Annotated in this window: 9 protein-coding genes; all 9 read right to left on the bottom strand. The window is 43.7% G+C overall.

Going from position 1 to position 18,231, the window contains the following annotated elements:
• Positions 1-71: 71 nt before the first annotated feature.
• A complete protein-coding gene (locus U5K35_RS11855) occupies positions 72-767 on the bottom strand; it encodes an InlB B-repeat-containing protein (protein ID WP_322571674.1) in 696 nt (231 codons plus the stop codon).
• Between the two features lie 6 nt (positions 768-773).
• Complete coding sequence (locus U5K35_RS11850) at positions 774-6,113, bottom strand: invasin domain 3-containing protein (protein ID WP_322571673.1); 5,340 nt, start codon at positions 6,111-6,113, stop codon at positions 774-776.
• Positions 6,114-6,140: 27 nt separating this feature from the next.
• A complete protein-coding gene (locus U5K35_RS11845; protein WP_322571672.1) occupies positions 6,141-11,891 on the bottom strand; it encodes a right-handed parallel beta-helix repeat-containing protein in 5,751 nt (1,916 codons plus the stop codon).
• A 300-nt stretch (positions 11,892-12,191) separates the two neighbouring features.
• Positions 12,192-12,458: an AAA family ATPase gene (locus U5K35_RS11840; protein ID WP_322571766.1), complete on the bottom strand. Its 267-nt coding sequence runs from the start codon at positions 12,456-12,458 to the stop codon at positions 12,192-12,194.
• A gap of 23 nt (positions 12,459-12,481) precedes the next feature.
• Entirely contained in the window at positions 12,482-12,817 is a 336-nt protein-coding gene (locus U5K35_RS11835) for an ATP-binding cassette domain-containing protein (protein WP_322571671.1), read from the bottom strand.
• Positions 12,810-13,340 (bottom strand): TlpA disulfide reductase family protein, encoded by a 531-nt coding sequence (locus tag U5K35_RS11830; protein WP_322571670.1) that lies wholly within the window; start codon positions 13,338-13,340, stop codon positions 12,810-12,812. Before U5K35_RS11830 ends, U5K35_RS11835 begins: the two co-directional genes overlap by 8 nt.
• A 68-nt stretch (positions 13,341-13,408) precedes the next feature.
• On the bottom strand, positions 13,409-13,981 hold the full coding sequence (locus U5K35_RS11825) for an ECF-type sigma factor (protein WP_322571669.1): 573 nt from the start codon (positions 13,979-13,981) through the stop codon (positions 13,409-13,411).
• Between the two features lie 99 nt (positions 13,982-14,080).
• Positions 14,081-16,126 carry a tetratricopeptide repeat protein gene (locus U5K35_RS11820; RefSeq protein ID WP_322571668.1) on the bottom strand — a complete coding sequence of 682 codons (2,046 nt, stop codon included), beginning with the start codon at positions 16,124-16,126 and terminating at the stop codon, positions 14,081-14,083.
• Between the two features lie 65 nt (positions 16,127-16,191).
• A complete protein-coding gene (locus U5K35_RS11815) occupies positions 16,192-18,225 on the bottom strand; it encodes a hypothetical protein (protein WP_322571667.1) in 2,034 nt (677 codons plus the stop codon).
• Positions 18,226-18,231 lie beyond the last annotated feature (6 nt).

The raw sequence follows: 18,231 nt of genomic DNA, 5'->3' as shown, positions 1-18,231 counted from the left end.
CCTATTTATATATCCATTCTCTCCAGTGATTTGTTTTACCGGAAGGCCTGTTTACTTGAAATAGCTTGCCATTAGTTCCCAAACCGGACCTGAAGGTTCCGGGTGGAATTAATTTCCAGAGTGGTCTGATTGGTTTCCAGCATATCTATTTTAAAACTCTCCTCTTCATCAGTTAAAACCATGGAACCCTCGAAAAATCCATCATCACGGCTCCAGTTCATTTCTACAACTCCTGTCTCTCCCGGCTTCACGATCAGGTCCCAGACAATTTCGCTATTTAGTGAGTTTCTGAAATCGTGACGCAGATCTCTCTCATCACCTTCTATCCATGCATGTAGTACGTCTTCGGGCGGAGCCGGTGGGGATTCCAGGTCAATTCCTGAATCAAAGGAATCCGTTGCTCCCGGTTTCTGTCCAAAAGCCAGTTCTGCAGTCGTGCCGTCGGTCAACTGCATGTCGAAGCGGTAGTTATTACTGAGCACTTCAAAATTGGCTGTGAGTGCTATATCGCTTTGTAATTCAACATTGAGTGGATTTTCAGTAGACTCCACATCACCAGTCCATCCGGAAAATTGCCAACCTTCGTTAGCGACAGCCAAAAATTCGGCCGTTGCACCCACTTCGTCGCCGCCGCTTGTGAGTACGTTTCCGGCCGTAGAGGGAGCTACAATAATGGATATATTTACCCGATCAGAGGGAGCAGCCACATCGCCACAGCCGGCAATCAAAAGAAATAATGAGGTTACTATGAAAATAATCTGTTTCATTTTCTTCTACTTAATAAGAGTCATTTTACGAATATCTACAACATCACCGGCCTGGAATCGAATAAAGTAAAGACCTGAAGATAGGTTAGTGCCATCAAAATTTACCCTGTGCTGTCCGGAAAGCTGAGTTTCATTGGCAAGGAGCTGAATTCTTCGTCCAATCACATCATACACTTCAATCATCACATGTGTCTGTTCCCGCAGTTGATACTGTATCGTTGTAGTGGGATTAAATGGATTTGGATAGTTTGGCATCAGCTCATTTTCGGTCACCGCCTCATCTGCATGTATCATCTCAATTTCGATACTCTCGTATTCCTGATCCAGGATTTCAGTGTTTCCGGGAATTAAATCTATGGTTCTGCTTTTACCCTCTTTTTCTGCATGAAGCCTGTACGCATAATCTGAGTTTTCATCCGGTCCTTCCAGCTTAATCTCTATTGGATACTGTTTGGTAGTAATCTGTAGTTGGGAAGGCTCACTGTTAATCAAACTGCTTCGATTATTCACTCGTACATCCAATTTTGGATCAGGAGAGACGGGCGGCAACAAGAACCTTAACTGCTCATTTTCAGATAAGTAGGATTGACTGGCGAATATCTCCGCACTATAGTCTCCGTGACGAAACTCAATTTTTGCCATCTCACTGTCAATTGTGCTTGAATCATAAGATTGCATTTTGGAATCAGCCAATTCCATACCCGCTACAGGAGGAGTGTTTTTCACAGTTATAGTAACGCTTCCACTTTCACGAGCATAAATCCAGTGACCAAAGTTTGGAACGATCTCGTTCGTTACCTGATAGTTCGAATCTCTGTATAAGTAAACCGGGGTCTCGGTTAAGATTTCGTCAGGATCAGATATCGCTGAAACCGGGGCCGGTATGCTCAAACTGCCAATCAAATTCCAGCCGGCATTCAGCTGAATACTCAAACTATCCAAACCGGGACCGGAAGCAGGCAGCCTCTCCTCATCAAATGTTTTAGTTTTCACCCAATACCCTTTTCCGGGCTCAAAAAATGTATTCAGATCATATCGATCGCTAAAGCTGTAAATCGTAGCCAATTCCATCTCTGATGTTTCCTCCAAAAGTGGAATACTCACAAGCTGCCATTCGGTTGAAGCAACTACTTCACTGTTCACGAATAAAAGCGTATTTGATAGAGCACTCTGTTCTCCGTTACTGTTTACGGCTGCTATAGCGTAAACTGCTGTACCTTCCAGTGGATTCTGATCTGAGTAAGATCTGATTCCGGAATTCAGTTCATCTATGACCGCAAGATTCTCAACTGAATCTCCTCTGTAAAGGAAGAACCCGTCTATAAAATCAGTTGAAGCTACAGACCAGTTTATAACAGCATTTCCTTCTACAGCTGTGACCGATGTCAGGACCGGAACTGAGGGGATCCCAATTTCAACAGGTTCAAAGACAATTTCGGGTTGATCGGTCAGCAGTACATCATCCACGGTGATTGAGACAGTTACCGTCTCGGCTACGGTGTTCGTCACGGCAAAGGCATACTCTCCCGGATTGCCGGTATTATCCGCCCCCGTATATTCGGCACTGCCGCTCACCTGAATCAATAGATCTCCGGGAGTAAATCGGGTTATTGGATCTCCCTGCGAATCGGCCAGCTGAACAACAACTGTTGACTGATCTTCGCCATCAGCAAGATGCGGTGTCGTGGCGCTTACAGAAGATATTTCCGCGTCAACAGGCTCTTCGACAGGTTCAAATACAATCTCCGGCTGATCGGTCAATTCCACACCATCGGCAGTGACGGTTACCGTGACCGTTTCCGCAGTACTGTTCGTGACTGTAAATCCATATTCACCGGGATTGCTCAGCCCATCCGGTGCTGTCGGCACTGCATTTCCGGTTACCTGGACAGCCAGATCAGCAAGGTCAAAACCTTCGATCGGATTTCCATCCGTATCAATGAGCGTGACCGTCACAAAGGATGGATCTTCTCCATCGGCAAGATGCGGTGATGTTGCACTCACGGACGAGAGATCAGCGTCTACGACCGGGCCGGGCTCATCAACAGGTTCAAACACAATTTCAGGTTGATCGGTCAGCAGCACATCATCCACGGTGATTGAGACAGTAACCGTCTCGGCGACGGTGTTCGTCACGGCGAAGGCATACTCTCCGGGATTGCCGGTATTATCCGCTCCGGTATTCTCGGCACTGCCGCTCACCTGAATCAATAGATCTCCGGGAGTAAATCGGGTTATCGGATCTCCCTGCGAATCGGCCAGCTGAACAACAACTGTTGACTGATCCTCTCCATCCGCCAAATGTGGCGTCGTGGCGCTGACAGAAGATAATTCCGCATCAACAGGCTCAAGCGGTTCTTCAAACACAATCTCCGGCTGGTCTGTCAACTCTACGCCATCAGCAGTGACGGTTACCGTAACTGTTTCCGCAGTACTGTTCCTGACGGCAAATCCATATTCACCGGGATTGCTCAGCCCATCCGGTGCAGTGGCTTCTGCACTGCCGGTCACCTGAACAGCCAGGTTAGTAAGGTCAAAGCCTTCGATCGGATTTCCATCCGTATCAATGAGCGTGACCGTCACGAAGGATGGATCTTCTCCATCGGCAAGATGCGGTGATGTTGCCGTTACGGATGAGAGATCAGCGTCTACGACAGGGCCTGGCTCATCAACAGGTTCAAACACAATTTCAGGTTGATCGGTCAGCAGCACATCATCCACGGTGATTGAGACAGTAACCGTCTCGGCTACGGTGTTCGTCACGGCAAAGGCATACTCTCCGGGATTGCCGGTATTATCTGCCCCCGTATATTCGGCACTGCCGCTCACCTGAATCAATAGATCTCCGGGAGTAAATCGGGTTATCGGATCTCCCTGCGAATCGGCCAGCTGAACAACAACTGTTGACTGATCCTCTCCATCCGCCACGTGTGGCGAGGTAGCACTGACAGAAGATAGATCCGCGTCAACAGGCTCTTCTGGTTCTTGAAAAACAATTTCAGGTTGATCGGTCAGCAGCACATCATCCACGGTGATTGAGACAGTAACCGTCTCTGCGACGGTGTTCGTCACGGCGAAGGCATATTCTCCGGGATTGCCGGTATTATCCGCTCCCGTATATTCGGCACTGCCGCTCACCTGAATCAATAGATCTCCGGGAGTAAATCGGGTTATCGGATCTCCCTGCGAATCGGCCAGCTGAACAACGACTGTTGACTGATCCTCTCCATCCGCCACGTGCGGCGACGTAGCGCTGACAGAAGATAAATCCGCGTCAACAGGCTCTTCGACAGGTTCAAAAACAATCTCCGGCTGATCGGTCAGCTCTACACCATCAGCAGTGACGGTTACCGTGACCGTTTCCGCGGTAGCGTTCGTGACTGTAAATCCATATTCGCCGGGATTGCTCAGCCCATCCGGTGCAGTGGCTTCTGCACTGCCGGTCACCTGAACAGCCAGGTTAGTAAGGTCAAAGCCTTCGATCGGGTTTCCGTCCGTATCAATCAGGGTGACCGTCACAAAGGATGGATCTTCTCCATCGGCAAGATGTGGTGATGTTGCCGTTACGGACGAGAGATCAGCGTCTACGACAGGGTCAGGGTCACCCGACGATTCATATGTGATTATTCCTGATCGCCTCGTTGCAGTAGGTGTATTTTCACCGGGCTCATTGAATTGTACCCTCAACGGATTCACAATTCCTGAACTTCCAATTTCTACAGTATTCGGGATACTGAAATTGACGTATAAAAGGTCACCTGCACCGCTTAATTCTGATGTCCCTGCAGCAGCAATTTTCAGAACACCTTCTTCTACTGAACTTGTAATATTTAAACCCTCAGAAATAGAGCCCGCTGATTCAACAGACTCGAAGTTCAGTAAACTATCATCAAAATCAAGATCAATCTCGTAGGCTACAACGCCAAGCCCGGTCAAGTCAGTGGTTTGAACCGGCAAACTAAAAATATTATTGTCACTGACATTCGTATCAGGAAGTGAAATAGTTACGTCATTAACCTTTAGCAGCACAGGTTCTGATTCAAAACCTTCACTGTCGGTTGCAGTTATATTAACCGTTCCTCTCGAAAGTGCTTCAAGTTCACCTGTATTTTCATTGATTACAGCTATAGACTCATCATCAGACTGCCAGGTATAGGGAGCTGTACCGCCGGATACCACAGTGTAAGTTTGTCCCTCCCCTATTGTCAGCTCGTTTTCAGGCTGATTGATAACTATTTCAGGAGCGTCTTCAATTGTAACTGTTCCGTCGTAAGTTTCTGCTTCGTAAGCTTCATTGAAAAGCACATTTTGAGGAATAAATGAAGCCGTTCCGGTTGCGTCTCTGTTCACCCTGAAAATTATATTAAACAAAGCCCCCTCGCCTTCATAGGGTTCAGCATCTGCAAACGCTATACTCATTTGGCTTCCATCTTCAAATACAGTTGGAGCCTGCCTGCCTTCAAGAATTGTTCCTTCGGTTGAAATCGATAGAATTTCGAGTTTGGAAGATGTAAAGCTGAGATCAAACTGACCGGATGTGATGTTTAATCCCGTTAAATCGGAGACCAATACCTGTACAGTATCCGTTAAAGTTTGCGTTACTGTTTGGTCCGACACCCCTAAAGTAAGTTCTTGAAGAGATATGGGTTCCACTCGAAAAAAGTCAGTCGAATCGGCCAGTCCCGCAGCATCCTCAACAAATATTTTAACTGTACCGGGGGTAATTCCTTCAACAAGTCCATCTGTAGAAACCGTAGCTATACCGGTATCTGATGAACTCCAGGTAACCGGTTCTGTTATATTTCCCTCTACTGAAAATTGAAAAGTTTGTCCTTCAATTAACGCTCCCGATGGTTTTTTTGGAGTCAATTCGATTCCACGAACAGACACTACACCCGATTCCGAATTCAATTGAGGTTCACCCTCATTGAATCTTCCATCCGTAATGTTAATCACGGCTTCCTCAAATTTCACAGCATTTTCACGAACCTGAACCGTTAGATTAAGGATCGTACCGGAACCCGTTACAGATTCCGTGGAGGCAAATGCAAAATTCCCTGATGTATTATTAAATGTACTGTTTATCCCATCCAGGATTGTACCCTCGGTTGAAACGCTCTGAAAATTTATCAGATCTGAGGATGTGGTAAATCTCCACTCACCTGATAAAACAGCATCATCTGCAGTGATTTCATTTACTGAAACCGGGATGGTGATCACATCGCCGGCATCAACGAGTTCATCAGGTATGGATATCGTAATGGATTGGGAGAGTCCATTCCCGTAGAAGAATCCACAGAAAAGCAGAAGAAACCCTAAAAACTTACAGTAATTCAGTTTTTTCATTGAAAAGCCTATAGCAGGTTTCATTGATTATTTGATGAGTGTCATTCTTTTTACGTCAGTAAATTGTCTGCCGTCCGGTCCGTTGACCTCAATTCTGTAGAAATAAATCCCGCTGGATACGTTAAGCGCGTTCCACTCTAACTGATATGTACCGGCTGTCTGAACCTGATTATTAACCAGGACAGCCACTTCCTGACCGATAGAATTGAAAACCCTCACAGAAACCTGTCCCTCAACCGGTATTTGATACGTAATGTTGGTGGCCGGGTTGAATGGATTGGGATAATTTTGATTCAGGGTGAAGGAGTCAGGTAATAATTTCTCAGTTTGATCCGAAAGATCCTGTTCAGCACTCTCTGTTACATCTACTTCATTGATCACAAGATTTGAAATTTGAATATCTCTCAATTCTATTTGGTCATCACCGTTTTGATTAAACCGAAGATGTATCAGGTCACCGGCCTCAGACATTGGCTCCATTCCTGCCAGTGCCAATTTAAGGTTACCCCGGTCGATATTTTCGATGGAGTTCCAATTGGCCGTATCAGGTGTCTTTATAACCTCTACACCGGAAACGCTCGCTTCAGGATAGTTTAGCGCAATTTCTCCTGCATAAACATTCAGTTGTCCTTTCGATTTTATGATCAGATCAAAATATCTGTCGGCAACAATAGTTTCTATTTCATATATCTGATCAGCTTCCAATTCAGGAATTTTACCCGCTCCCGGAAATCCTGAAATTAACCCAACTACATATTGCAGTACGTAAGAAGCATCCATTGCGCTCACAGATCCGTCACCGGAAACATCTGAGGCGGCAATTTGTGACGCTTCCAGGGAGATAAGCTCAACCACATATTGAAGTACAAGTGAGCCGTCAAACGCAGATATGGAACCATCTTCACTGACATCACCCAGTAATACACCGGTTCGATCCGTCAAGAATGGACGATACGTAACTTCGTAAGAGCCGTTAATTTCAATTCGATCACCTTGTCCGTCCAGATTCAGATCCGAACCCTGATCGACAAACGGTCCTGTTAAGTCTCCCCAATAATTATCTATCGCGGTTACATCTCTTCGCACATATAATCCCGCGTCAGTATTGTCATAGATATTATTCAGGTGAATATTGGGATCATCTGAGTCTGAGTTCACGTAAATACCAACATTGTTAGAATGGATTTCTGAATTACGGATAGTCGGCTTGGCTCCATCACGAGTAAATACACCTCGATCCGCATTTGATGAAAAGCTCGAGTCAATTACTGCTTCCGTGTTATCCATATAGAAGTTGTATCTACCGTACCGGACAATGGCATGCTTTATCAGTGAACTGCTCGACCCGGAATTTCGAAATTCCAGATAATTCCAGTCACTCTTGGCAGGTAGTGTGGCATTGTCATCTTTATTGGTGTCTCCTGCAAATGAATCATCTTTTATAGAGGTAAATACGATTTTGTTATCTACTCCACCCACTACATTAAATTGACCTTCAATTAAATAGGAGTCGCTTGAGGAGTTGTGCCCCATTTTAAATACTGTACCCGGAGCCACATCAACACTGTTTGATGAGTTTATATACGTAGTACCGGTTACAGGAATGTAAACAGCATTCTGATATGTTTCCGGCCAGGTATATCCCAGCTTACCCTCAAGACTGATACCATTTGTAGAGTAGAGTGCAATAGCATCTGCGTAAGTATGTTCTCCTATCACGTTTCCACTAAATAGTGTCCCGTTTTCGTTTGCACTTCCCTCACGTGACAGTTCGCCCATTAACCCGATAGGAAATGCATTATTTTCAAAGGTGTTATCAGTGATAATTGCCCTAGTAACAACTGCACCTGTACCTGATGTGTGTCCGGATACAGTATTACCGGAAATTGTCAGTGATGTATCTGTTTCAACGGATACCAACCGTGTGTAAATACCATTGCTGGCATTATTTTCGATCGTGTTACCCTGTATTGTGGCAGGCAGCGAAGATTGCTCCATATGAATCCCGATGGAATTACCGCTGATGGTACTGTTGGATATTTCCGTAAAGGCAGCGCCGTCTCCAAAACTTTGTGCAAGCAGTCCCGCATAATTGGTATTGGAGCCTCCGTTACCGGTAATCTCCGAATTGCGAACAATTGCACGGGCAACAAAACTATTCCCGCTGTTTCCATCCTCCAGTTCTACCCCGCTTCGACCATTATTGGTCGCTCGCAGCCTCTCCAGCGTAACGGCTCCCTCACGTACCAGAAATCCATTGTCTGAGGATTGATCCACCCAGATATCTTCAAACGTATTGGTGTAGACTACCCCCGATGGGTTACTGAACAGATCCCCTACCCTGATCCCGTTTCGGGCATACCGGAAATAAACATGACTCAACTCTGAACCTGCTGTACCCGAACGGTTCAGCTCTACTCCACCCCAGTCTCCGCGAGACGGTGAGGAACTGTCATCCACACGGCTTACGTCCCCGCCGTAGGTGTGATCATTCACCGAGGTAAATACAATCGGATTCACCTCATCTCCATTGGCAATCAACTGTCCTTCAAAACGAAGCTCTGAAAATTCATTGACCAGTTCAGGAGAGGTTTTAATCGTTACACCCGGCTCAATCGTCAGTACATGGGAACTGTTGTTGGCTGTACCCGTAGAGGCTAACACATAGGTGGGATTGGAAAAGGCAACCGGTACCGTAGCGCTCAGCGTCCCGTTCAGATTATTTGCATACAGGGCGATGGCACCCGGATAGGTGTTGCCGGTAAATGTATTTCCGTCAACACCGCTCTCATCGGTATAAATATGGCCTAATTCCCTCCAGGCTCCGATTCCAAACCGGTTCCCCTCAAACTCATTATCAATAAACCGCGCCTGGGTACTCAATATCCCCGACTGACCATTATTCAAAATTTGATTTCCAATGTATGCAAGATCAATTCTGGTAAGTTGTGAGTTAATCAATATTCCGTGAGAAGAACTATTTGAAATTTCATTACCTAATATTGAGACCGGCACTGATGGGCTTTCCATATGAATCCCGATGGAATTACCGCTGATGGTACTGTTGGATATTTCCGTAAAGGCAGCGCCGTCTCCAAAACTTTGTGCAAGCAGTCCCGCATAATTGGTATTGGAGCCTCCGTTACCGGTAATCTCCGAATTGCGAACAATTGCACGGGCAACAAAACTATTCCCGCTGTTTCCATCCTCCAGTTCTACCCCGCTTCGACCATTATTGGTCGCTCGCAGCCTCTCCAGCGTAACGGCTCCCTCACGTACCAGAAATCCATTGTCTGAGGATTGATCCACCCAGATATCTTCAAACGTATTGGTGTAGACTACCCCCGATGGGTTACTGAACAGATCCCCTACCCTGATCCCGTTTCGGGCATACCGGAAATAAACATGACTCAACTCTGAACCTGCTGTACCCGAACGGTTCAGCTCTACTCCACCCCAGTCTCCGCGAGACGGTGAGGAACTGTCATCCACACGGCTTACGTCCCCGCCGTAGGTGTGATCATTCACCGAGGTAAATACAATCGGATTCACCTCATCTCCATTGGCAATCAACTGTCCTTCAAAACGAAGCTCTGAAAATTCATTGACCAGTTCAGGAGAGGTTTTAATCGTTACACCCGGTTCAATCGTCAGTACCTGAGAACTGTTGTTGGCTGTACCCGTAGAGGCTAACACATAGGTGGGATTGGAAAAGGCAACCGGTACCGTAGCGCTCAGCGTCCCGTTCAGATTATTTGCATACAGGGCGATGGCACCCGGATAGGTGTTGCCGGTAAACGTATTTCCGTCTACACCGCTCTCATCGGTATAAATATGGCCTAATTCCCTCCAGGCTCCGATTCCAAACCGGTTCCCCTCAAACTCATTATCAATAAACCGCGCCTGGGTACTCAATATCCCCGACTGACCATTACCTACTATCTGATTACCTTGAAAAACAATCTCTACAGCAGTCATGCCATGGTTGAGATTTACACCATGTGACGAGTTATTTTGAATCAAATTACCTATGTACTCCTGAGTGCCGATTTCCGAATAGTACAAAAGCAGACCTGATCCGCCATTCCCGCTAATTTCCGAGTTTTGCAGTGATGATATCCTCGCCCCCTGCCTGCTGGAATTTCCATCAATATGAATACCATGGCTGCTATTCTCTGAAGAGACAAAACCGTTCAGTTCAATCGTTTTTTCAAACTCGGATGACCTAATGTATAATCCCGTACTTCCATTGAGTGAGGTTTCTCCTCCGGTCATTACCAAACCGACTTCATCCAGAAGCATTCCATAATTGGAATTATCAATTACACGTACATTCGTCCAACCCGTCTGATCTACTTCAGTATATACACCGTTCCTGAAGTTGTTCGATACAATTACATCGCTAAGTGAAATTGTGGCACTTAAATTCAAAACACCGGAACCGAAGGTGTTACTGCTGCCTCCATATCGGATAACGGTATTGGAAATTTGAGATCCCGGGTTATTAATATTAATCTGATTCCAGTCATTTTGAGATGGCGTGGTAGCATCCCCATCACCATTGGAGTCTCCGCCGGCTGCGTCATCGCGATCTGATGTAAAAAAGATGAGATTTTCAGTAGTACCATCGGCAATAAGCTGACCATCTACACTTAGAGATATACCCGAAGCAAATTTAACTACAGCTCCCGGCTCTATGGTCAACACAGCAGCACTGCCCACCGTAATATTGCTGGTTAAATGGTAGACGTTTCCGCCTTCCCATACTGTATTTTCCAGCACATTTGTGGTTACTTCAGTGACCGGAAGATCTGTAGCTCCGTACCTCCAGGGAGTATATTCCACATTATCTTCCGTTACCCGGTCTCCGTTACCGGAAGGGTTCGAATTTACCGTAGGCCCCAATGAGCTGCCCCAGAAGTTAAACCTGGCATCCAATACCGTAGAGCTCAAGTTTTCGGCTCCATATTCTGTATTACCGGAAATCGTGTTATCCGTAATTTCGGGCTTGGTAGCTCCTACCTCAATTATTCTGATACCATACTCATTATTTACAATCTGATTATTGGTAATGGTTGGTATACCCCCGTTGTCAATCAAGATTCCCACAGGGTTTGAATCAATTTCTGAATCTGTAATCAGTGCACCGGAGTTGATTGGCACACGTATACCTCCAACAGCGTTGTCGCGTATGATGCTATTCTGAACCGTATAGTTAAGACTAAGATCAGTATAGACACCATAACCATTATTGTCATAGAACTCAGAATTATCCAGTGTTGGTGATGAAGCACGAAGGTTAATTCCGTGAACCGCACTGTTTCTGAAGATGGAATTTGAAATATTAACTCCAAAAGCACCGGTAGTATAAAACACCATTCCTGTCCGATCTGTCCCTGCTCCGTATTCTATAATAACGTAATCAAACACTGACCCGGCATCACTATTGTTTCTAAATTCTATGGATCCCCAATCTCCCGGTGTTGGAGTAGCTTCAGCAGAAGTGAATAGGATCACATTACCATCCACACCGTCTGCAACTAAAGCCCCATCAATTAAAAGCGATGCACCGCTGCCCATTTCCACAGTAACACCGGGCTCAATGGTGAGAGTAACCCCACTCTCCACGGTCACTGTATTTTGAACCGAAATCGGTGAGTCAACTGCGCTCCAAGTCGTGTTCGTTGTTATATCTGAATTGACTGTGATTTGCGCATATGAAAAAGGCGCAAAAATTAAAATCAATAGAGTTGCTGCAATAGTAAACGTTGTTTTCATACCAGCTGGATTTTTTCTATTAAATGCATGCTTTACTTCAAGTTATTGACTCAAATCTGTGATGTAGGATATTCCCGGAAGTACACAGAATTCAATATTTTATATTGATTTGAAAATGAGTTACCGGAATAAACCAATGGGTCTTTTAATAGATAAGCGTAAACGGTTCCGGTATCCTGTCATTTATTTTCAGGATCCGGTTTTGCTTGATATGATTTTAACGTGAGCTTAGAAAGATAGGCCGGTAATCTCAGAGAACGATGTTACATAGGATTTTTAAAAACTGAATTTAAAAGTCTATTACAGAAATGTAAACTGCATTAATCTTAAAATGTGGCTACTGAAGAATATGGTTTTGCCTTTTGCTTTTTCCTCCCGAATAATCTCAATAATTTCCCGTCGCCCTTGCGGGTCGAGCCCCGTGAAAGGTTCATCCAGTATAAGCAAATCAGGTTCATGCAGCAGGGCCTGAGCGATCCCCAGTCTCTGATTCATACCTTTTGAGAAGGATTTAACCTTTTGATTTTTAGCACCCGATAATCCCAGCCTCGAAAGCTTCTCATCAATTCTGGCCGGTAGATTATCGGAGTTTATACCGGCAAGTTTTCCATAAAAGAAAGAGCTTTTTCCGGCTTGAGAAAGCTATAGGTATTGAAAATTTCCGACTGAAAACCAATGCGTTTTTTTGCTTCTAATGATTGGGGAGGATGACCGTAAATCGAAATTTGGCCCGCATCGGGTATCAGAGTCCCAAGTATGCAGTAGATCGTGGTTGTCTTACCGGCACCGTTTGAACCGATAAGACCCACTACAGAGCCTTCCGGAATTGTCATGGAAAGGTCATTAACCGCCAGAACCTTTTCTTTGAAGAGTCCCTGGTTATACGTTTTTGTCAGCCCTTGAATTGAAATGGCAGGTTCATTCATCGTTGCTAAAAAGGTTTGGAATTTGGTACTCCCATGCTCTACTGAAGCCAACTGTGATACGCTGGACGGCCCCTGTGCTATCCACCAACAGGGATGTTGGGAGAGCTTCTACATTGTACGACTGTGTAATTTCCCCGGAGGAATCTCGCAATACCGTAAAAGGAACCGGGTACTGATCAAGGTAGTTCTGAATCGTTTCCTTGTTTTCGTTGACGTTTACAGCTACAATAGCCAGACCTTGTTCGGCAAATTCGTTGTAAAGTTCACTCATCATGGGCATTTCTTCGCGACAGGGACCGCACCAGGAAGCCCAGAAGTTAATCCAGGTATATCTGTTATCTTTTATGATGTCCGACAATTCGATCTGCACATCCGACATATCCGGCAGTGCGAATGAACCTACCTCTTCCCCTTCGTCAAACGAGAGAGAAGTACCGGTAAGAACGCTGTCTTTAACCGAATAGGAGAAAAAAGAAAATCCGGCAAAAAGAACAAGTGCAATTATTAGTAAGGTTCTATTCATAAATTATTTATTGAATTCATTTCTATGGGTTAAACCTTAAAATTTGCTTCTACAGATAATAATCTACATTAATTTTCTTCCAACCCCTTCAACTCTTGATATAACCACCCTCTTGCTTTCAGCCAATCCCTGTGCACGGTACTTTCAGATACATCCAAAACTTCTGCCACTTCTTCAACTTTCATTCCTCCAAAAAACCTCATCTCCACCACTTCGCTGAGTCTGGGATTGAGTTTCTCCAGCTTTTTCATAGCGTCGTCAATATCTATTAACTCCTGGAGATCCTGCCCCTCAGACTCAATCAAACCATCAACATATGTAAATTTATCGTAGTTGCGTCCACGTTTCAACGCTTTCTTTTTTCGTGCATAGTCGATTAAGATTTGGCGCATGCAGCTGGAACAGATCGCCAGGAAATGGCTTCTGTTTTGGTAGTCCATCTCACCCTGATTTATCATCTTCAGATAGGTTTCGTGTACCAGTTCTGTTTTCGAGTAGGTGTGGCCATCTCCTTCCCGGCTGATTCTGGCACTCGCAATATTTCTGAGTTGCTCATAAACCAGCGGATAGACCTGATCGTATACATCTTCGCCTTCACCCGCTCTTTTCAAAAGCAGAGTGATGTCTTCTTTTTTAGCCATCTTTAATATGTTGCAAACACCTAATTTTTATACAGAACAAACACATAATCGGAGTTTGATCTCAATAAGTCAAAAGTAATTAGGTATAATCACGCACTCTTACTGATCGATTATTTCACGTGCTTCGTCGTAACGGCCGGCTTTATGTAGCGCTTCAATCAAATGCTCTCTTAATAATTCATTATTTTTATCCGCTCTGTATTTTGCACTCCATCGATCTGATAGTTGATCCAATTGACCAATTTCCCTGTATAACTGTATTAGCTTAGAGTAGACTGTTGATTCAGTTGAGTTCAGAGATAAGGCTCTTTCAAGTGATGCTATTGCCTCTTCAATATTTCCTTTATCTTCATGTATTTCAGATAATTCCAGATGCGCTTCAAACAATTCAGGTGAATATTCAACAGACTTTTTGAGGTGAGTTTCTGCAATCTCTTTTTCGGAACGGGAATAATAATATTTACCAACTAAAAAGAAGAGCTTTCCTGAAGTTTTATAGGTATCAATCATCTCATCAAGCACAGGCTTTACATCTTTCCCCTTAAATGAATAGGCCAGCCACTCAAACGCCTCTTCGGATATACTGTTTAAAAATTCCAGCTTTTCAATTTGAGTGACGTTGCCGGCTTGTCCAAGAATTCCCTCTTTATCCAGATTTTGCTCAAAAACAGTCTGCTCTTTGGCCAAATCACTAAAGCTCTTACGCAATGACCTTTCAGCTAAATCAAAAGCTTTCTCTTGATTATTTATTCCCAGATACAATTTTGAAGCTTCCAAAAATAAGGCCGGATTTTCAGATCCTAAATTCAATGCCTGATCAACATATACTTTAGCGGAATCCTGATCAGATTTCACGGAGCTTATTGCCAACCTTGTATCGAGGACAACATCATTTTCTTTAACACTATCTAGAGCATCATGATAAATAAGATATGCCTGACCCCACTTCGATTGCTTTTCTAAATTATTTCCGAGACTCAAAACAATCTTATCATTACCGTTATACTCTTCCAGTAAGTTTCTATAAAGCACTTCAGCTACAGCTAAAGAATCCTGGCGCTCCCAGGTTGAGGCTTTTTCCAACTCATATTTAACAACATCGTTTGTCTTAACTTTTAGTGAATCATATACGGCTCTGGCCTCTTCCCACTTACTTTCCCTTTTATATGTCTCAGCGATATCTTCGAGAATGGAATAATCATCGGGAAACTGCTTTTGCATCTCTCTCAGTACTGCTCTTTTCCCACTTATATTAAATTGACGTTCATTGATCTCGGCCATCATTCTATAAATTCGTTTCTCCTCCGGATGTCTTTCCATTAAATCCTCAATTACATCTATTCCATCTGATGTCTTATTACTTGACATCAGCAATTCCGCATAAATCAAGCCATTGTCAATATCTGCAGGGTCGGTGCGATATAATTCCTCAAACTGATCAATCAATTTGTCTCTTTCTTCAGTTTTAAAATATATAGAGGCTTTAATCCTTAAAATCTCTGTATCGTCGGGAAATATATTTTTTGCCGTATCGAGAACTTCCAGCGCCCTGTCATACTGTTCCTGTTCTATTAAAAGAATTGCAAGATTCTTATGAACCTGAACCGAATCTGTCATGAACTCAACAGCATTCGTCATTCTGTTTATTGCAAGATCAAATTGATCGTTTTGATAAGCATCCGAAGCCATCACCTGATAAACTTGTCCGAGCCTGACCCTTAAGATTTCATTACTGATATTTAAGGGTGACAATGATCTTCCCTGATGAAGTGCATCCTGAACATCCAGATATTTATTCCGGGCTTTCTGAATTTTTCTTTGGTTCAGCAGTGCCTCTGCAATAATCCAATCGAAGGCTAATATATCCGGAAAGATACTTTTCCCTTCCAGAGCATTATTTTCAGCTTTTTCCGGAATTTGAATTTCAAGATAAGATGAAGCTAAGACGATATAACCCTGAGCATTCATTGAGTTATTAAACTTAGCTATTTCCAGCAAATCAATCGCTTCTTGAAAATTCCCTTGCTGGTACTTCTGTATTCCCTGTGAGACGGTTTGACTTTGGGCTGCTGCAAAAATTGGGACCAAGCTAATGAGAAGAGCTATAACAAAAAGCTTCGAATTCACCGTAAATCGTACCAACATTATTTTAATTCTATTCAATATTACTTGGAACTCAAATAAAGAAAATTTTAGGAAAGTAATACTGTTTAATTCGTCTCACTATTTAACTTAACAGGCTCACTCATATCACTCAAGTTTCCGGACGAATCTATCGCCCGCACTCTGTACCAGAACGTTTCATTGCCACCTGAGTGTTTAAATGAAGTTGTTTGAATGGGTTCTTCATGAAGAGCTTCAAATTGTCCGGCAGAAATTTTTGATGAATATACGATATACCCAACTAAATCGGTGGCAGGCACCTCTTCCCAGGTAATATCAACGCCATTTTCACTACTGTAAATCTGAACATTTCTCACTTTTCGCGGTGGGTCATAATTACGTACCAGAACCGGTGAACTTTCCATCATATCGCCTTCATTACCCAGGGAATCTGTTGCACTGACGGCATAGATATATTCTGTACCGGCTTGTACATTTTCGTCTCGAATGATCCTTCTGTTTTTCTCAGTACTACTTAACAAAACCGACTCATCTTCTCCTTCTGTTCTGTAAATATTATACAGAACTACATCACCCGAGGGTGACGGACTCCAGGTTAAATCCACCCGTACGCCGCCTACGTTATCTGCAATAACATTAACCGGAGCATTGGGAGGTGTAATATCGGGTATTTGTATTCTCGTAAAAGTTGTATCACTAAAATTCCGCGCACTGTCGGCAACAACAACACCATATTCATAAAATACACCTTCTTCAAAACTTGCTCCTCCTACGCCGCGATCAACATGCAGGGTGCTAATCAATTCATCCTCGCTGATTTGGCTGTAAGAGATATTCGTACTGCCTGAAATTTTTCTCCTTAAAACAATGAATCGACGAAAATCTTCAGGCCGGTTATATTCACCCCAGGATAATCTTACTGTGGAGTTGTCATCAGCCACGACAGCCGATAACATTGCAGGAGAAGCCGGTGGGGTGTTATCAGAAATATATCTCATAGCATTGGCACTTCTTTTCCCTTCATTACCGGAGTTATCTACTGCAGAAATTTTATAAAAGTATGTAATTCCTTCCTGAACGCTACTATCTATAAATACAGTGTTTATTGGATCATGCAGTTCATCATTCAGTCTCGCAAAATCATCATCCGAATTAACGCTGCGATAAATTGCATAACCTGCCAAATCCGTTTCAGGACTAACGGGCCAGCTTAACTCCAGTCCTTGAGACCTTTCTACTAGCTGAACATTATCCACCAGACCGGGCGCTATGTTGTCTTCAATAAACGTTGTAACGGTTTCACTTCTGGCCGCTTCCCGTCCGGTGATATCTACAGCGGAAACATAAAAATCAAACTCTTTTCCCAATTCGTCAACGGTAAATCTGTGTGTATACTCATTTCTATTATTATCGCGGAGTATTAACTTTTCATTAATCAGAGTCTCTCCTTGATCCATATAGTATAATTCAAAACGAATGATCTTATCATCCACTGAATTCATTGAAGGGTAGTCCCATTTTAAGGTAATTTCGTAGCCATCATTTTCAACCGTAAAATTTTCGGGGTTTGGTGCACTTACCGGTTCAATCTCGAATTCTTCCTCTAAAACTTTACCCGTTGCTTCTCCGAGGTCATTCACAATTTCAACTCGATACTCTACCCTATCACCTACGTTTACTGAAGTATCAATATATACCCGTCCCAGTGCCTGGGCTATTTCCGGATGCACAAAAGTATAGAGTCTTCCCAACAGAATATTCGAACGTAAAGTAAAATAGACTTCCGTCGCGTCTTCAGCTTCCAGTGCCAATCGAACAGGTTCATAAATATCACCCAGAACAGAAGGCAGTTCCGATGGATAAATGGCTCCCCGAATGGGCTCTTCATTGAGTTTTATAAACTCATCGCTTCCCGGATCAGACCTGTAAATATTAAACCCATCCCCTATATCTAAACGTTCTGTATGATAGATATAGACTCCATCTTCGCCAATGGCATATCGCATATCCTGGTTTTGAGCCAATATTGCAGGAACCATGAATGCAGCGAAAAAGAAACTAAAAATAGCTGTAAACGTCAGCTTATGTCGTTTCCAAACAAATGCTTGAATGTTAATCATAAAATT

The sequence above is a fragment of the Rhodohalobacter sp. genome, assembly GCF_034521535.1.
Classification (GTDB): Bacteria; Bacteroidota; Rhodothermia; order Balneolales; family Balneolaceae; genus Rhodohalobacter.
The sequence above is the reverse complement of the archived record's forward strand: the minus strand, read 5'-3'. Positions and strand labels throughout refer to the sequence as shown.